The sequence below is a fragment of the Mesorhizobium sp. M1E.F.Ca.ET.041.01.1.1 genome (assembly GCF_003997355.1).
Classification (GTDB): Bacteria; Pseudomonadota; Alphaproteobacteria; order Rhizobiales; family Rhizobiaceae; genus Mesorhizobium.
Genome location: NZ_RZSL01000085.1, coordinates 1 through 16,473, shown reverse-complemented (window position 1 = coordinate 16,473; position 16,473 = coordinate 1). Strand labels below are relative to the sequence as shown.

General features: G+C 64.4%; 13 protein-coding genes. 5 read left to right on the top strand and 8 right to left on the bottom strand.

Features of this window, described 5'->3' with window-relative positions:
- The first annotated feature begins 181 nt into the window (after nucleotides 1-181).
- Nucleotides 182-1,147, top strand: a complete 966-nt coding sequence (locus EOA38_RS10135) for a transglutaminase-like cysteine peptidase (protein WP_127299102.1) — start codon at nucleotides 182-184, stop codon at nucleotides 1,145-1,147.
- 208 nt (nucleotides 1,148-1,355) lie between these two features.
- Here EOA38_RS10135 and EOA38_RS10130 read toward each other — a convergent pair whose 3' ends face one another.
- Genes EOA38_RS10130 through EOA38_RS10115 form a run of 4 tightly spaced genes read right to left on the bottom strand, consistent with a single transcriptional unit; the run spans nucleotide 1,356 to nucleotide 6,914 of the window.
- Nucleotides 1,356-1,997 carry a ribbon-helix-helix domain-containing protein gene (locus EOA38_RS10130; RefSeq protein WP_127299101.1) on the bottom strand — a complete coding sequence of 214 codons (642 nt, stop codon included), beginning with the start codon at nucleotides 1,995-1,997 and terminating at the stop codon, nucleotides 1,356-1,358.
- On the bottom strand, nucleotides 1,987-3,276 hold the full coding sequence (locus tag EOA38_RS10125) for an HlyD family type I secretion periplasmic adaptor subunit (RefSeq protein ID WP_126092543.1): 1,290 nt from the start codon (nucleotides 3,274-3,276) through the stop codon (nucleotides 1,987-1,989). Before EOA38_RS10125 ends, EOA38_RS10130 begins: the two co-directional genes overlap by 11 nt.
- Before the next feature lie 17 nt (nucleotides 3,277-3,293).
- On the bottom strand, nucleotides 3,294-5,426 hold the full coding sequence (locus EOA38_RS10120) for a type I secretion system permease/ATPase (RefSeq protein ID WP_127299100.1): 2,133 nt from the start codon (nucleotides 5,424-5,426) through the stop codon (nucleotides 3,294-3,296).
- Nucleotides 5,427-5,456: 30 nt separating this feature from the next.
- Nucleotides 5,457-6,914 carry a TolC family protein gene (locus EOA38_RS10115; protein WP_127299099.1) on the bottom strand — a complete coding sequence of 486 codons (1,458 nt, stop codon included), beginning with the start codon at nucleotides 6,912-6,914 and terminating at the stop codon, nucleotides 5,457-5,459.
- 516 nt (nucleotides 6,915-7,430) lie between these two features.
- On the opposite strand from EOA38_RS10115, the gene EOA38_RS10110 reads away from it, so the two are divergent.
- Entirely contained in the window at nucleotides 7,431-8,771 is a 1,341-nt protein-coding gene (locus tag EOA38_RS10110) for an NAD(P)H-dependent oxidoreductase (RefSeq protein ID WP_127299098.1), read from the top strand.
- Here the strand turns inward: EOA38_RS10110 and proC are convergent.
- The 3 genes from proC to EOA38_RS10095 form a co-directional block, all read right to left on the bottom strand.
- Nucleotides 8,746-9,561: a pyrroline-5-carboxylate reductase gene (gene proC / locus EOA38_RS10105; protein WP_127299097.1), complete on the bottom strand. Its 816-nt coding sequence runs from the start codon at nucleotides 9,559-9,561 to the stop codon at nucleotides 8,746-8,748. The genes EOA38_RS10110 and proC overlap by 26 nt on opposite strands.
- 88 nt (nucleotides 9,562-9,649) lie before the next feature.
- On the bottom strand, nucleotides 9,650-10,969 hold the full coding sequence (locus EOA38_RS10100) for an O-antigen ligase (protein WP_127299096.1): 1,320 nt from the start codon (nucleotides 10,967-10,969) through the stop codon (nucleotides 9,650-9,652).
- Nucleotides 10,938-11,951, bottom strand: coding sequence for a glycosyltransferase (locus EOA38_RS10095; RefSeq protein WP_127299095.1), 1,014 nt, complete (start codon nucleotides 11,949-11,951; stop codon nucleotides 10,938-10,940). Before EOA38_RS10095 ends, EOA38_RS10100 begins: the two co-directional genes overlap by 32 nt.
- Before the next feature lie 168 nt (nucleotides 11,952-12,119).
- On the opposite strand from EOA38_RS10095, the gene EOA38_RS10090 reads away from it, so the two are divergent.
- Genes EOA38_RS10090 through EOA38_RS10080 form a run of 3 tightly spaced genes read left to right on the top strand, consistent with a single transcriptional unit; the run spans nucleotide 12,120 to nucleotide 15,006 of the window.
- Nucleotides 12,120-13,292, top strand: a complete 1,173-nt coding sequence (locus tag EOA38_RS10090; protein WP_127299094.1) for a glycosyltransferase family 4 protein — start codon at nucleotides 12,120-12,122, stop codon at nucleotides 13,290-13,292.
- Nucleotides 13,289-14,083 (top strand): WecB/TagA/CpsF family glycosyltransferase, encoded by a 795-nt coding sequence (locus EOA38_RS10085; protein WP_127299093.1) that lies wholly within the window; start codon nucleotides 13,289-13,291, stop codon nucleotides 14,081-14,083. Before EOA38_RS10090 ends, EOA38_RS10085 begins: the two co-directional genes overlap by 4 nt.
- Entirely contained in the window at nucleotides 14,080-15,006 is a 927-nt protein-coding gene (locus tag EOA38_RS10080; protein WP_127299092.1) for a DUF6492 family protein, read from the top strand. The genes EOA38_RS10085 and EOA38_RS10080 overlap by 4 nt, the downstream gene beginning before the upstream one ends.
- Nucleotide 15,007: 1 nt before the next feature.
- On the opposite strand, the gene EOA38_RS10075 is transcribed toward EOA38_RS10080, so the two are convergent.
- A complete protein-coding gene (locus EOA38_RS10075) occupies nucleotides 15,008-16,303 on the bottom strand; it encodes a lipopolysaccharide biosynthesis protein (protein WP_127299091.1) in 1,296 nt (431 codons plus the stop codon).
- Between the last annotated feature and the right edge of the window lie 170 nt (nucleotides 16,304-16,473).

Here is a 16,473-nt window from a genome sequence, read left to right as displayed (position 1 = left end):
TGTGTCCGCGGAAGCGACGCGCAGACGACTTCGTGGCGTGACTCCGGTTTGGTAAACTAAAGTATAAATTTGAATAAAATTTGACAGAAAATAGAATAGATTGATTCGCGGAAACTTACCCACCTTCCTTTCCGATAATTTGAGACAAGATTGCTAGCGTCCACAGTCAAAGGTGGGCGTCATGAAAATACAAAAAGCTGCCCCGGGGGCATCGGGGATCAAGGTTCTGCTGCTGGCTATCGGCCTGGCCTGCGTGGCGAATCCATCATCCGCCAGCGCGGTTTCCGGGGCAAATCCGACCTCACAAACGGTGCCTGCGCCGGTCCTTCTCGGCGGCGTTTCGCTGGCAAGGCTGCAGCCCTGGCAGCCTGCCGCGGCCTACCGGATAACCGGCGTCATCAGCGCCTACGGACCGCTTGCGGCCGATCCGGCGACGAGCTCTGCGAAGGCCGAGGCCGCTCCTGGCATCGACCCGATCCAGGTTGACCCTATCCAGACCGGCGCGATCATCCCCGGCGTGTTCGGGTCGGTCGCCTTGTCCATGCACAACTTCCCGGTCGCCGCGCGCTGGGCGCCTGTCTACAAGGCGATCGTCGATTGCACGCCGGGCAGCGCCTGCGACCGCGAGAACGCGGCTTTTGCCGGGATCGTCGACATTGCCAGCAACAAGGGCTTTCGCGACAAGCTGGCCTTCGTCAACAGCAGCGTCAACCGTCTGATCGCCTATCGCAAGGACAGCGCCGTCTACGGCAAGCTCGACTATTGGGCGAAACCGTCGGAGATCCTCGAGCATCGCGCCGGTGACTGCGAGGATTTCGCCATACTGAAGATGGCGGCGCTGTTGCGCGCCGGGATCCCGGCGCAAAGCATGTCGCTCGTAGTGCTGCAGGACCGCCGCCGGAAATTCTTCCACGCCGTGCTGTCGGTGAGCACGGGAAGCGGCACCTTCATCCTGGACAGCCTCGGCAACAATGTGGCGATGGACAGAGATCTTCCCGACTACGTCCCGCTCTATTCCTTCAGCACCGATCGCGCCTGGATCCACGGATCGAAGTCCGGCGCGCAAATCGCCGACGTCGCCGGCGGTTTCGCGACGGTGGCTCCGGGCGAAGGCTCTGCGCCTGAGGTGACGATCGGTGCGAAATAGGCTGCTTGTACGTCCATGCCGTGACTTCTGAGCGCCGCTTCGGTGCAGGCAATTCGGAATGCCGGCAGGACAGAGGGGGGCGCGAAGGATCGCGGCCCATCCCTTCTTCAATCCCAGGGCGAACTGACAGGCGCTTCGACCCATCTCCAACGCATTCGACGCGGCAAGGCGGCACCATCCGAGCCGACGATATTTCTGCGCGTGCGATCTAACCGTTGAAGACGAACGCCATCAAAAGCTCCGGCTCGGCCACCGGCGCGCGCACCGCGCTGAGCTGGCCTCGGTAGCGGCGCTCGCCGGCGCCGATGACAAAGCCGGTGGTGACCGGGGTGTCGCCATTCGCGTCGAGCCGGGCGAAGACGTCGGTGACGTTCAGGTCCAACGCCAGCTTGAGGTCCTGTCGGCCGTCGTCGCCAGGTGCGTTCGGCAACTGACGCCTGACCAATTGCTGGAACGCCGTATTGAACGCCAGGATCTTCTTCGACGACGACAGCGCGAAGGCGGGCGAGGGGCAGGCGACCAGGATCGCGTTGATCGTCCGGATCGAGGCGAGCTTGCGCAACTCCATGCTTTCCTCGGCGAGGCCGCGCATGCATGCGACCCGGATCGCCGAGGTGAGATTGCCTTGGTCGGGATGATTTTCGGCGATCTCCTCGACCAGCATGCCGATCGTGCATTTGCGGCTTTCGGCCATCTGCTTCAGCGAGACCCAGAAGGCGCGCTCCAGCCGGATGCCGCGGCGCACGCCGCCGCGCGCCACGACCCGGAACTCCGGGCCGAAATCCTCGGCCGCGAGCGACGGCAGCAGTCGTTCGCGCGAAGTATCGGGGCGGGCGGCGCTATCGTTCACTCATCGCCTCCTGACGCGCCTTGTTGATGGGCTTCAAAAGGTAGTTGAGGATCGTCTTGCGGCCGGTCTTGATATCGACCGAGCAGATCATACCGGGGATGATCGAGTAGGTCTTGCCGTTCCTTTGCAGCGTGGATTTCTCGGTCGCGACGCGCACCTGATAGTAAGGTTCGCCCGTCTTCTGGTCGACTAGGCTGTCGGCGGTGATTGTCGAAACCTTGCCTTCGATGCCGCCGAAGATCGAAAAGTCGTAGGCCGTGACCTTGATCAGCGCGTCCTGGTCCGGCTGGATGAAAGCGACGTCGCGCGGCGAGACCCGCGCCTCGACCAGGAGGGTTTCGGAGGTCGGCACAATGCCCGCCACCACTGCGCCGGGCTGCACGAAGGAGCCGAGCGTGTTGACGTCGAGCGTGTTGACGATTCCGTCGACGGGCGAGCGTATGTCGGTCCTCGCCACCTTGTCGGTGGCGCCGCGGATGGTTTCGTCCACCACAGAAAGGTCGGCCAGCGCCTGCGTCAGATCGCTCAACGCCTCCTGCTGCAGCTGCAGGCCGAGTTCATTGACCTGAAGCTGCGCCTCGGTGATTGCCGCCTGCGTCTTCTTGATGGTCTCGCCCGCGAGGTTGAGCTGCCCATGCAGGTCGGTCTGCTCGCGCTCGACGCGGATCTGCTCGGTCTTGGCCATCAGCCCTTTCTTGACCATGGACTCCACCAGTGCCGTTTCCTGGTCGCTGACGGCCAGGCTCTTGGACAGCCGATCGGAATTGGCGGTTGCCTCGTCGAGCTCCTTCTCGCGCTGATCGAGGCGCGACTTGAGCACCGACAGCTTCACCTCGAAGTTGTCGCGGCGCGCCACGAGCAGCTTCTGTTCATTGTCGCAGATTTCCGGCGCAACCTTCTGGATTTCCGCCGGGCAGGGAAACGATCCCTCGACATTGCCGCTCTGCTCATACTTAAGCCGCGCGATGCGCGCCTGCAGCGCCCGCGCCTTGGCCTGCTCCTCGCCGAGGCTCGAAGTGTTCCCGGAGTTGTCGAGCCGGATGATCAGGTCGTTCTTCTTCACGGTCTGGCCGATCTTGACGGCGATCTCCTGGACGACGCCGGCCTCGCTCGCCTGGATGATCTGCGTCTTGGAGGCGGGAATGACCTTGCCGTCGCCGCGCGCGATCTCGTCGACCTCGGCAAAGGATGCCCAGGCGGTGAAGGCCACGAACAGGGCCCCTATGATGTAGACGGACGCCGATGCGAACAGCGGCGGCCGATCTTCCCTTGCAAACATTCCCCAACGTGCCCCGGTCAGGCATTCGCCTTTTGCAATGCCTGGATGACTTGTTCCTTCGCTCCGTCCGCGACCACGCGGCCCTGCTCGATGACGATGAGGCGGTCGACCAGCTCCAGCATGCTGTAGCGATGGGTCGACACGATCAGCGTCGTGTTGCGGTCGAATGCGACCTTGAGCTGCTTGATCAACTGCCGTTCCGAGGCCAGGTCCATCGAACCCGACGGCTCGTCCAGGAAGACGATCTTAGGCTTGGTCAGCAGCAACCGCGCGATCGCCACCGCCTGCCGCTGGCCGCCCGACAGATTGGTGCCTCGCTCGCCGACATTCATGTCGTAGCCGCGCGGATGGCGCGAGACGAAGTCGTCGACGCCCGCGGCCTTCGCGGCGTCGATGATCTCCTCGTCGGTCGCTTCCGGAGCGGCCATCAAAAGGTTTTCCTTGATGGTGCCCGAAAACAGGTCGCCGGCCTGCGCGACGATGCCGACCGCGGCGCGGACTTCCGACGGGTGGTATTGGCGGATGTCGATGCCGTCGATGAGCAGCTCTCCGGAAGTCGGCAGGAAGAGCCGGCCGATCAGGCGGCCCATTGTGGTCTTGCCGGAGCCGATGCGGCCGATGATGCCGACGCGTTCGCCAGGCCGGATTGCGATGTTGAGCCCGTGCAGGACCTCGTTTTCGGTACCCGGATAGGCAAAGCCGACATTCTTGAAGACCAGCGCGCCGCTGCGGATCGGCCGGTTGACGAAGCCGACCGTGTCGGGCCGGTCCTCCGGCTGCGACATGATCGTGTTGATGATCCTGAGCGACAGCATGGCCTGACGGAAGCGGGAGAGCGTGATGGCGATCTGGCCGAGCGGCGCGACCGCGCGGCCGGCCAGCATGACGGTGCCGATGATCGCTCCGGTCGAGACCTGGCCTTCCGAGAAGGCATAGGCGCCGGCAACCACCAGCGCGACGGTCACGAATTGCTGGATGGCGCCGGTGATGTTGCCGGCGGCTGCCGAAAGCTCCTTGATCTTTTCCGACGTGTTGGCCGCGTTCTTGGAGTGCTCGCCCCATTTGCGCAGCAGGTAGGCCTCGGCGCGCAGCGACTTGATCGTCTCCAGCGTGGAGATGGATTCGACCAGGAGCGCCTGGCGCTGCGCTGCCTCGTTCATCGAAGCGGCGACCCGCTTGCCGATACGCCGCTGTGTCACCAGCCCGACTATGACGGCGATAACGAAGGCCAGAGCCGGTATGATCACCAGCCAGCCGCCGATGGCGTAGATGACCAGCAGGAAGACAAAGACGAAAGCCGTGTCGATGAAGACGCTGATGGTGTTCGAGGTGAAGAACTCGCGCACGAACTCGTATTGCGTGACGCGGTTCGCGTATTCGCCGGTCGACCCTGGCCGCGCCGACAAGGACGAGTTGAGCACTTTCTCGAACAGCAGATAGGAAATCCTGAGATCCGCCTTGCGTCCGGCGTAGTCGATGAGCGAGGCGCGGGCCGTCTTCAGCAACAGATCGAACAGGATGGCCGCGCCGATCCCGATCGCCAGCACCCAGAGCGTCGACACCGCCTTGTTCGGCAGGATGCGGTCGTAGACGTTCATGGTGAAGATCGGCGAGGCGATCGCCAGCATGTTGATGAAGATCGCCGACAGCACGACCTTCGAATAGGTGCGCCAGAACGCTCCCATCGTTCCGGTCAGCCAATGGCGCCTTTCGATCCTCGGCGCCTTGCCCACCGTCATCTCCTCGGCGGTGTTGGCATAGGTGATCGAGAAGGAGGCGCCGCCGCTGATGTAGCTCCCGGCGAGTTCCGATTTGCTGATCGCGGTTCGTCCGTCTTCCTGCGGAGCCGTCAGATATTGCCCGGTTTCGGTCTCGGCGAGCAGCGCGACCGGCAGTTGGCTGACGCGGAAGACGATGGCCGGAAGATCGACGCGGCCGCGCACGAAATCGCGATGGCTGAACTCCCGGACCTCGAGGCCGATGCGTTCGGCGAGGTGCCTGATGTCGTCCGGCTCGATGCGCGTTTCCGAAATCGGCACCCCGGCAAACAGCACGGTCTCCGCGCTCGGCCGGCCAAGATAGGCTGCAATCGCCGAGAAGCAGGCTTTGAAAGCCTCCTTGGGCGAAACGATGTTGGGTTGCTGGTTCACGATCCGCCCCGAAGGACCAGAGATCGATGTTTACATCGGCTGCTTCTTCCTGACCGGCGCGAGGATGTCGAACGGCAGATCGTTCTTCTGCTCCGACGGCGTCCGCGCATAGGTTTCGGTGTCTGCCGTTTCCGGCACGCCGAATTCCGTTCGCGCGTAGGCCGTGGCCTGCTTCGCCGGCTGGATGTTCAGCGTCTTCAGCAACTGCCCGGTCGCGGCCAGCAACCGGTATTCGGCAAACAGCGACGCATAGGACGAGGTGTCGGCCAGCGTCGCGGTGTTGAAACGCGTGTTCTGCGCGTCGAGCACGTCGAGCAGCGAGCGCTGTCCGACCTTGAACTGCTCGCGGTAGGACGCAACCAGCTTTTCGTTGGTGGCAGCCTGCAGCCGCAGGGTCTGTGCGAGTTCCGCCTGGCGGAAGCGGCGGTCCCATGAGGTGCGCACGGCTTCCTCGATCTCGCGCAGCACCTGATGCAGCGCAAGACGCTGCTCGCTGGTGCGGCGGATCTGCTCCTGCTCGTTGGCCTTGTCGATGCCGCCGCGATAGAGGTTCCAGCGCAGCACGACTCGCGCCTGCAGGTCGCTGGTGTCGCCGTCGTCGCCGTCGATGTCATATCCACCCCGGGCAACGCCCTCGGCTGTGATCGTGGGACCGTATTTCGCCCGCGCGGCGTCGACCAGCGAAGCCGCCGCGTCGATGTCGCTGTTGGCCATATGGACGCGCGGATTGGTCTGCCTGGCGAGCCCGATCGCGTCATCGAGCGAGCGCGGCAGCGCGCCGGCGACATCGGCCGGCCGCGACGCATTGGTCAGCGGCTTGCCGACATTCTTGAAGAACCGGATCTTGGCGGCTTCGAGCTCCTCCGCGGCCTCTTGCACGCGCGCCTTGGCGGCATAAAGGCGCTCCTCGGCCTGTTGCCGGTCGGCATCGTTGAGCGCGCCGCCGGCGATGCCCTGCTTGATGTCGCCGAGTATAGACTGATGGAAGGCGAGATTCTTCTTCGCTTCGGCGACGATCGACCCCTGCAGCATGTATTCAAGATAGTCCTGGACAACGGCAAGCCCGATGAACTCGGACCGTTCCAGCACTCTGAAAGACGCTCCGTCGACGCGGGAGGCCTGGCGGTTCAATTCGGCCCGCCTTGCCCCGCTGTCATAAAGCGTCTGCGTAACGGTGAGGTCGGCCTCGTTCGGATAGAGGGCGTCATGCTCCTCGCCGATCGCGCGACGGGAAGGATTGTCCAGGCGGCGAACGCCGGTCGACGCTTCCAGATCGACGCTGGGAAGATAGAGGCCTTTTGCCTGGCGCAGCTCGAATTCGATGGCTTCGCGGTTTTCGATCGCCTGCCCAATCTCAGGATTGGACTCGACGGCGACTGCTACGGCTTCCTTGAGTGTGAGTGCGCTGGCGCTTCCACAAGCCAGCATCGACACCGTCATGGCAAGCGCAAAGCGCCAGCCGACGGTCACTTTACCCGTCCTGGTCATTTCTACCCCGTGACTATCCCCGCGCCTTTTTTGTTTTTGTCGGCGCTTATTTGCCCAAGCCTGCCACCGGAGCTTGCGACCAGTATCTATCAGATTTTTCGAAGTTGTGAGCGCTTAATGATTTAGGCGCCTCTAAAAGCGGGGGTTCCGGCCATTAGTCTTGGCGGATGTAGCAAAAATGGCACAGAAACGATGCTCGTCTGGATTGCCATTCGGGCAAAACCGATGGCGATCATGATTAACAAATAGCCGTCCGCATACGGAATCGCCAAAGGCGCCTGCAACCAGCGCCAATTTCCGGGCAAAATCGGACCTGGCGCGAATCCTGCCACCTCATCCTCCCCAAGCATCCGACCGCTCGCGCTGCGAAAGCCCGAAGGCTGCGGGATTGCTGGGGCAAATCTGCTCCGGTTCTGCAAGGCATGCGCCGGAAATTGCCATGTGCGGCTGGTTTTGTTGGCAAACGGGGACCGATCCCTGTATTGCGGGCTGAAAGCAAAGCATGGACGTTCTTGTATGACAAATGTCGCCCTGACCGGGCTTGCCCGCGATCTCGCCCGGCGTGCTGCCGAGGGCCGTCCCGTGCGCATCGGCGTCATCGGCTCCGGCGAGATGGGCACCGATCTGGTCACCCAGGGCATGCTGATGCCGGGCATTTCGGTCGCCGCCATCTCCACCCGCCGCCCGCACACGGCACGCGAGGCGATTCGCATCGCCTACGGCGACGACGCGATGGCTGCCGAAGCCGAGACTGCTTCCAAGGTCAGTCAGGCGATAGAAAGCCGCAGGATCGCCATCACTTCGAACGAGATGCTGGTCACCAATCCGCTGATCGACGTCGTCATCGACGCCACCGGCAAGCCCGGCGTCGCCGCCGATTTCGACCTGATGGCCATGGAACATGGCAAGCATCTGGTGATGATGAATGTCGAGGCCGACGTCACCATCGGCTGCTATCTGAAGCAGCAGGCCGATCGCCTGGGCGTCGTCTATTCGGTCGGCGCCGGCGACGAGCCGTCGAGCTGCATGGAGCTGATCGAGTTCGCCTCGGCGCTCGGCTACACCATCGTCTCGGCCGGCAAGGGCAAGAACAACCCTCTCAACCACGACGCCGTTCCCGACGACTATCGCGAAGAAGCGCTGCGCCGAAACATGAATCCGCGCATGCTGGTCGAATTCGTCGACGGTTCCAAGACCATGGTCGAGATGTGCGCCATCGCCAACGCTACTGGCCTGGTGCCCGATGTTCCGGGCATGCATGGCCCGAAGACTGACCGCGACCAGCTCGCCAAGGTGCTCATCCCGCGCGAGGATGGCGGCATCTTGTCGAAGAAGGGTGTCGTCGACTACACCGTCGGCAAGGGGGTTGCGCCAGGCGTCTTCGTCGTCGTCGAGGCGACGCATCCGCGCGTCGTCGAGCGGATGGACGACCTCCATGTCGGCAACGGCCCCTATTACAGCTTCTTCAGGCCCTACCACCTGACCTCGCTGGAGGTGCCGCTGACCGCGGCCCGCATTATGCTCTACGGTCGGCCCGACATGGTGCCGCTGCCGAAACCGGTGGCCGAGGTCTGCGCCGTCGCCAAGCGCGATCTCGCCGCCGGCGAAACCTTCGACGCCATCGGCGAGACCTGCTACCGCTCCTGGACCATGACGGTCGGCGAGGCACGCGCCAGCCGCGCCGTGCCGGTCGGGCTGCTCGAGGGCGGCAAGGTGTTGAAACCGGTCAGGAAGGGCGAACTGCTGACCAGCGACAACGCCGCGCCCGACAAGACGACCAGGCTCTATGCCTTGCGCCGGCTGCAGGACGAGATGCTGTACGGCGCGAGCGCTACTTCCCCAGCTCTATCGACCTGAGCCGCGCCGCTTCCACCGCGTCGGTCAAAAGCTTCGTCAGCCGGTCCTCTCCCATCAGCACGGCAAGCGCCGCGGCCGTCGTGCCGTTGGGGCTGGTGACCTGCTGGCGCAGCACGCCCGGCTCCTCGTCGCTTTCGGCGGCGAGCGAGGCGGCGCCGTAGACGGTCTGCATGGCGAGCAGCTTGGCTGTCTCGGCCGGCAGGCCGGCCCTCTCGGCGGCAACCGTCAGCGCTTCGATGAAATGGAAGATATAGGCCGGGCCGGAGCCGGAGACCGCCGTCACGGCATCCATCAGGCTCTCGTCATCGATCGTCGTCACGACACCGCTCGCCGAGAGCAGTTCGGCGACGAAACGCCTGACGTCGTCCAGGACCAGCGGGGTGGAGAACACCACCATCATGCCCTTGCCGATCGCAGCCGGCGTGTTCGGCATGCAGCGGACAATCGGCGCCAGATCGCCGAGGATCTCCTCGAAAGTGGCGACCGGCGTCCCGGCGGCGATGCTGACGAAGGTGGTCCTGCCGTCACCGAAGCGCTTGTAGGCGGCGAGCACATCGCGGATGACCTGCGGCTTCACGGCGATGACGACGAGATCGGGCACGGCATCGGCCGGAACGCCGGAAGCGTCGGCCGCCACGCGGCAACCAAGATGTTCGGCGCGCTTGCGCAATTCGGCATTGGGCTCGACCACGAACACCGCGGACGGCTCGAGCTTGCCGGATTTCAGCCAGCCCGAGAGCATCGCGTAACCCATATTGCCGCAACCGGCGAGAACGAGCCTGATGGTCATGGAAGCCTCCGAAAGAAGGCTCCTCCCATAAACGGTCGCGCGGCGTCGGGAAAGCCCTGTCGGGAGGGATCGGTCGCTCGCTCGCGGATCAGTGGGGGCAGCGAGCCGGAATCGGCCGCAGCGAAACCTGCCTCAGGCCGAGCACGCTGAGCACGAGGAAAAGCCAGACCGGGTCGGCGCGGCGGAAGAAGAAGCTTTCGAGGAAGCCGTTGAGCGCGGTGAACAGCACCACCATCATGAAGAAGTCGCCGAGATAGATGTTTTCCTTGCGCAACGGAATGCGCATGTAGTCCCCGAGCGGCGCGATCAGGAAGGTGTAGACCGCGACGCAGAGCGCGGGAATGCCCATCAGCACGGCGATATCGAGATAGCCGTCGTGACCGTGCACGATGGTGCGGATGTCCCAGGGGCGGTCGAAGGGCTGGTCCTGGTTGAGCAGCAGCGGCGTTCCCCAGAAGCTCTCATAGCCATAGCCGGTCCAGGGCCGCTTCGCCAGCATCTCGCCGGCAAACTCCCACAGCGTGGTGCGGCCGGTATAGGTGAGGTTCGGGAAATAGACCGCCGCCAATTGCTTCACCGGCGGGATGAAGACGATGCCGAGCGTGCCGACCGCGGTCGCGACGATCGCGGACAGAAACAGGATCGGCGTGCCGATCCGCACGCCGATGAGGCTTGGCAGCACCACGATCAGGATCGAGAACGGCACCAGCCCGGCGGTCGTCTTCGAGCCGGTATGCAGCATGAAGATCATCGCCGCTGAGAAGATGCCGATGCCCCACCAGCGTTGCCCGCGCCGCCAGAGATAGAGTCCGGCAAAGCTGAAGCAGGCCATCACCGGCCCGGCGATGTTCTTGTGGGTGAAGACGCCGCGCCACAGGCCCGCATGTTCCGGCTCTTGCGAGTCGGCGGTGTGCAATGCCTCGTGCGGAAAGACGATGAGCCCGACATAGGAAAGACCCATCACCACCACCGCGGTGAAGATGATGACCCTGGCGAAGGAGTCGGCGTCGCGCGGCAGCACCAGGATCGTCGCCATGGTGATGATGCCGATCATGGTGAAGGAGGCGGCGCGCATGGCGGAGGGCGGATCGGTCGCCAGGATCACCGAAAGGAAGAAGAAGCCCAGCATCAGCGCCCAGGACGGGCTGATGAGCGAGCGCACGACGCGCGGATCGGCGGAGGCGAGCAGCGAGAAGATGGAGATGGCGCCGAGCGATCCGAAGCCGAGCTGGTTGACGATGTCGCCGCCGTCGCCGGTGAGTTCGGCGCCCGCAGGCTGGAAGGGCCGGAACGAGACGATGATGACGGTAAAGAGCAGCGCCGCGATTGCCGTCGCAATGCCCTCGCGCGTGAAGGCGGCGCTGAGCGGCGCGCGCTCAGTTCTTCTCAGGCTGCCGGTACTGCTCATTGGCATATCCGAGTTCGGCAAGCACCCGGCCGAGCGCGACATAGATCGGGTAAAGGCCTGTTGTCAGCGAGCCCGTGCGCGCCAGCCGGACGGCGCCGCGCAGCGGCGAGGCGGCAAGCAGCGCCAGGCTCTTCAGCAGAACCTTGGCGCCGGCGAACGGCGTGCCCGCACGCTTTTTCTTCTCGACAAGCGTGGAGATGACGCCGTTGCGCAGGCTGCGGGCGCGGATCCAGTCGGCTTCCACGCGACGGGCCGGAACCGTTTCCTTTACCTTTGCCTCGGCGCACCAGCCGAGCACGAAACCTTTTTGGGCGGCGCGACTCAGGAAATCGGAATCGCCGCCGCCCATGAAGTTGAACCTGAGATCGAGGAAGGGCGGCCCCATGGCGATAAGCACATTGCGTCCGACCAGCAGGTTGCCGGACGAGTAGAGCGCCGGCACGCGGCCAGTTTGCCGATATGGCGGCGCGAAGACGGGGTGATCGGCCCATCTCGCATGGGAGGGTTCGGCGAACACCGGCACTTGCGGCCCGCCGACGATATCGGCTCGAAGCGTCTCGGCGGCCTTGCACATGCGTTCCAGCCAATCGGGCGCGGCGGTCTCGTCGTCGTCGATCACCAACAGATGTTTGAAGTTAGGGAAGTAAAGCATCGCCGTCTGCCAGCCGGCATTGTAGGCGCTGCAATTGCCGCGCTCATGCGCGATGATCACGAGGCCCGGCATCTCGCCGCGCTCGAACAGCGGCAGTGCCGCCTTGGCGCCCTCGCGCGCCTCCGCCTCGTTTTCCATGACGATGACGGCAAAATGCCGCTCGGTTTTCTGCGCCTGGAGCGACGCCAGCGTTTCCAGCAGCAACTGGGAACGCTTGAAGGTGGGCAGCGTCACGACCACTTCGACGGTCTCCGCGGCGAGCCCCGGAGACCGCCCCGCGATCGATACCCCCGCAATCGATACCGAAGCGTCCGATGGCAAAGGGATCATCCGTTTCCAGCCGTGTGGGTTCGATTCTCGATAGCAGCCCGATGATAACGCTTCGTTAATCACCTTTCGCGGCGAGCTCCGCAAAACCGAGGCGTTTGGCCTTTGACGGTGTCATTTAATCAAGGCTTCACCGCGTTTTGCTACCGGCTGCACCAATGGATAGGTGAGATGCATCTGCTGTTCGCCACATCGATCGTGCCCGACGGCGCTCTCGCCTCCGGCTACGAGATTGCCAACGCCGCGATCATCGATGCGCTGCGGCGTGCCGGCGCGCGCATCACGGTGATGGGCTTCATCTGGCCGGGAAAGACGCCGTCCGATCCGCAGAACACCATCGTGCTTGACGCCGTCGAGGTGCGTACCGAAAGCGCCCCGGCTCTGCAGAAACTCATCTGGCTGGGCAAGGCGGTTGTCTGCGGCCTCACCTTTTCCTCAGTCAAGCTGCGCGTCGTTTCCGACGCGGACGTCCGCGCCGCGATCGATAATGCCGGTCCGTTCGACGGCTATGTCCTGAATTCGGTGCAGTTCGCCGGTGCGTTCGAGAAGGTTCTCGCCGATCGGCCGTCGATCTTCGTCGCGCACAATGTCGAGCATCGTTCGGCCGAGGAGAACGCCGCCGCGGCCGGCAGCGCTTTTCAACGCTGGCTGTTTCGCCGCGAGGCCATGCTGCTCGAGGTGATGGAGGAGCGTCTCTGCCGAGCCGCGCGTTTCGTCTTCACGCTGGCCGAGGAGGATCGCGCCGCGCTCGGTGTCGCCTCCAGCGACCGCTCGGCGGTGCTGCCGCTGGTGACCCGTGCCGGGGCTCCGACGAACAAAGGCCCGCGCCGCATCGACTTCGACGCGGCGCTGATCGGCACCTGGACCTGGCAGCCCAACCGCATCGGGCTGGACTGGTTCTTGACCAAGGTCGTCCCGCATCTCAGGCCGGATTTCCGGATCAGGATCGCCGGCAACATGCCGTCGGGTGTGACGTCGGCGCATCCCGGCGTCCAGTTCGTCGGAAGGGTTCCCGACGCCCAGGCATTCGTGCGCGGCGCCGCCGTCGTCCCGCTGATCAGCACCGCCGGCAGCGGCGTGCAGTTGAAGACCATCGAGACGTTCGAGCTTGGCCTGCCTTGCGTCGCCACCAGCCGCTCGCTGCGCGGCATCGGTTACCGGCCGCAAAACTGTGTCATGACCGACGATCCCGTCGCCTTCGCCGCGGCGCTCGAAGCGGCGGCGGCCGACATTCGCGATGCCGATGGCAGTGCTTTCCATCGCCGGCAGGCCAGGGCGCTCGACGCCGCGATCGGGCTTGGGCTGGAGAAGCTCGGCGCCGTCAGGCGGGAGGTCGCTGCATGAACATGCACGCAGCCCGCTCCGCCTTCGGCTTCGATACGCTGAAGAGGATACTGGGCATCTCCGTGCTTGCCATCCGGTGGGATGAGGCGATAGCACTGCTTTCCCGGCTGATCGCCGAGCGGCGCTTCACCAAGGTGAGTTTCCTCAACGCCCACAACGCCAACCTCGCTTACAGCGATCCGGTGTTTGCCGAAGCGCTTGACGACTTCCTCGTGCTGCCGGATGGCGTCGGCGTCGACATCGCGGCAAAGCTGCTCTATGGCGCGCCTTTCCCCGACAATCTCAACGGCACCGATTTCATCCCGGCTTTCCTGCAGGCATCGACGCGGCCGCTGACCGTGGCGTTGCTCGGCGCGACGCGGGTCAATGCCGAGGCGGCATCGGTCAAGCTTTCGGCGCTCGCCGTGCAGCACAAATTCGTGGTCGTCCATGACGGCTACTTCTCCCCCGCCGAGGAGCCGGCGATCGTCGAGCGCATCGCCAGGCTGCGGCCGGACGTGCTGCTGGTCGCCATGGGTGTGCCGCGCCAGGAATTGTGGATTGCGCGCCACATCGACGCCCGTCACTGCACGCTGCCGATCGCGGTCGGCGCGCTGCTCGATTTCCTGAGCGGCACCGTGCCGCGCGCCCCGCTGTGGATGCGGCGCCTGCGGCTCGAATGGCTGTTTCGCCTGTGGATCGAGCCCGGCCGCCTGTGGCGCCGCTACGTGGTCGGCAACCCGCTCTTCCTGTGGCGCGTTTTCAAGCAGAAATTGGCGCACGAACCGCGGCCGGCGGAGGCGCGCCGTTGAACAGCCGTTTCGTGCCCGATGCCGCCACCAGGATCGAGCCGCTGCCGCGCACGCCCTCGGCCGCGATCGTGACGGCAAGCTACGCGCCGGACTTCGAGCGCTGCCGGCTGCTCTGCGAGACGATGGACCGACATGTGACCGGCGTCGCGCGGCACTACATCCTCGTCGAGCACCGCGATGTCGCGCTGTTTCGCCAACTGGAGGGTGGCCGCCGCACGGTGGTCGATGAACAGGATCTGCTGCCGCGCTGGCTGCGGGCCGTCGACGATCCGCTCAGCCTGTTCCGCCGCCGCGTCTGGTTGAGTTTCAGGACCCAGCCGCTGCGTGGCTGGCACGTGCAGCAGCTGCGCCGCATCGCCATTGCCGCGCACGCCCAGGAGGACGTGCTCGTCTTTTGCGATTCCGACGTCGCCTTCCTCAAGCCGTTCGACACGAGCGCCTTCTGGCGCGACGGCAAGGCGCGGCTGTTCCGGCGCGATGGCGTGCTGGCCGGCGACGGCCACGACGAGCATCGCATCTGGTCGCACAATGCTGGCTCGGCGCTCGGCATGGACCCGGCGAAGGTTTCGAACCACGATTACATCTCGACGCTGATCGCGTGGCGCCGCGAGTCAGTGAATGCGATGTGCGAGCGGATCGAGAAAGCGCACGGGCGCAACTGGGTCAGCGTCGTCGGCTCGGCGCGCAAATTCTCCGAATGCATGATCTACGGCCGTTACGTCGACGACGTGCTCGAAGGGGCCGGCCATTTCCACGACACAGCTGAATTCTGCCGCGTCCACTGGAATGGCGAGGCGCTCTCGGACGAGGAATTCCGCCGCTTCGTCGATGCCATGGCGCCTGAGCAGGTAGCGATCGGCATGCAATCCTTCATCGGCACCGATGTCGGCCGCATCCGCCGCCTGATCGCGCTCGAGTGCTAGATCAGACCGCTTTGGCGGGCCTACGCATCGCCGAATAGGTCAGCAGCATCGAGGCCAGATAAAGCAGCAGGAAGACGATGTTGAGCGACAGCACCAGATCGGGTGTGTCTGGGATCGTCGTCAGCACGTAGGTGAGCAGTACCGCCTTCAAGCCGGCGAGCAGCCCGAGATTGATCGCCCGCACCGCGGTCTGGCCGCGCGCGAAGAGCAACTCTGCCTGGTATTCGACGAGATTGCGCAGGCCCGGCACGCAGACCGCGAGTGCCACCAGAGGCGCGGCCTCGGCGACATTCTTGCCCAGCGCATTGGGGAAGAAGTGCAGCACGATGCCGAGCGACAAGAGCGCCAGCGTCGAGACCAGGAACACGCCGCCTTCGATGCCGCTCTTGACCGCTAAGCGGGACAGGAGCTCCGGCGCGCGCATCATGCGTTGCACCAGCATCATCGAGAAGGTTCGGATCGGGATTGCCGTGAGATCGACCAGCCGCATGATGATGGCGTAGATGCCGGCAAGATGCGGTCCGCCGATCGACAGCACCAGGAGCTTGTCGAACTCCATCTGCAAATAGAACAGCACCTCGGATCCGGCCACATAGACGGAATCGGCGAGCCGCCGGAAATAAAGCTCGGTGCGCAGTCTGAGCCGCTGGCGCGGATAGAAGAAGGCGAAGGCGACGATCAGCGAGGCGGCGTTGGCGCCGATGTAGAACCACGACCAGACGCCGATCGTGTGCTGGGCGGCAAGCATGAACAGCACCGCGCCGAACGCCCTGAGCGCTGTCGCCAGGATCGCGAGCACCGCGGCGCGCCCGAATTTGCCGAGGCCGTTGTTGACGATCAGCACCACCTCCACCGGTCGCCACAGCAGCGCTTCGGCGAAGACGACCGCGGCGAAGGCCGACAGCGGCACCGTGCCGGCGAAGAAGATGAGGTAGACGCCGTAGGAAGCGGCGGCGAGGACCGGCAGCGAGATCACGCTGAGAAGCAGGAAGCCGGCGGTGAAGGTGCCGATCAGGTTGGGACGGATCGTTGCCGTGCGGTAGAGCGCCGAGATGAAGCCGAAGGCAAGCACGCGCGACAACATCACGCCTGCCGCCGAGGCCGTGGCGAACATGCCGAATTCGGCGATCGACAGCGTGTTGGCCAAGGCCACGAAATAGGCGAGCGAGAAGACGAGTCGCCCGCCGGCGCCGCTGATCGCCGAGAAATAGTCGAAAACCAGCTTCCGGCGCGCGGCCACGAAATGGCCGATCCGCGCGAGCGTCCGCCTTTGCGGTATGTCGCTGGTCTGGGTCATGTGTCCGTCAAAGCATAGGCAGGAAAGCTTAACGTGCCGTTCTGGCGGCGGCCTTGGCGACCCGGGAAAGGCTGCAACCGAGGCGAGAAAACTGTACGTCCCGATCTCGAAATTAACCTTTTATTTCCCATGCCTGTTTAGCGTGACTTAACGATTGGCCGACCGCAGCT

Bases quoted from the DNA above. Each gene is read 5' to 3' on its own strand.
- EOA38_RS10135 (WP_127299102.1), top strand. From the start codon at position 182: ATGAAAATACAAAAAGCTGCCCCGGGGGCATCGGGGATCAAGGTTCTG.
- EOA38_RS10125 (WP_126092543.1), bottom strand. From the start codon at position 3,276: ATGTTTGCAAGGGAAGATCGGCCGCCGCTGTTCGCATCGGCGTCCGTC.
- EOA38_RS10115 (WP_127299099.1), bottom strand. From the start codon at position 6,914: ATGACCAGGACGGGTAAAGTGACCGTCGGCTGGCGCTTTGCGCTTGCC.
- EOA38_RS10110 (WP_127299098.1), top strand. From the start codon at position 7,431: ATGACAAATGTCGCCCTGACCGGGCTTGCCCGCGATCTCGCCCGGCGT.
- proC (WP_127299097.1), bottom strand. From the start codon at position 9,561: ATGACCATCAGGCTCGTTCTCGCCGGTTGCGGCAATATGGGTTACGCG.
- EOA38_RS10100 (WP_127299096.1), bottom strand. From the start codon at position 10,969: ATGAGCAGTACCGGCAGCCTGAGAAGAACTGAGCGCGCGCCGCTCAGC.
- EOA38_RS10095 (WP_127299095.1), bottom strand. From the start codon at position 11,951: ATGATCCCTTTGCCATCGGACGCTTCGGTATCGATTGCGGGGGTATCG.
- EOA38_RS10090 (WP_127299094.1), top strand. From the start codon at position 12,120: ATGCATCTGCTGTTCGCCACATCGATCGTGCCCGACGGCGCTCTCGCC.
- EOA38_RS10085 (WP_127299093.1), top strand. From the start codon at position 13,289: ATGAACATGCACGCAGCCCGCTCCGCCTTCGGCTTCGATACGCTGAAG.
- EOA38_RS10075 (WP_127299091.1), bottom strand. From the start codon at position 16,303: ATGACCCAGACCAGCGACATACCGCAAAGGCGGACGCTCGCGCGGATC.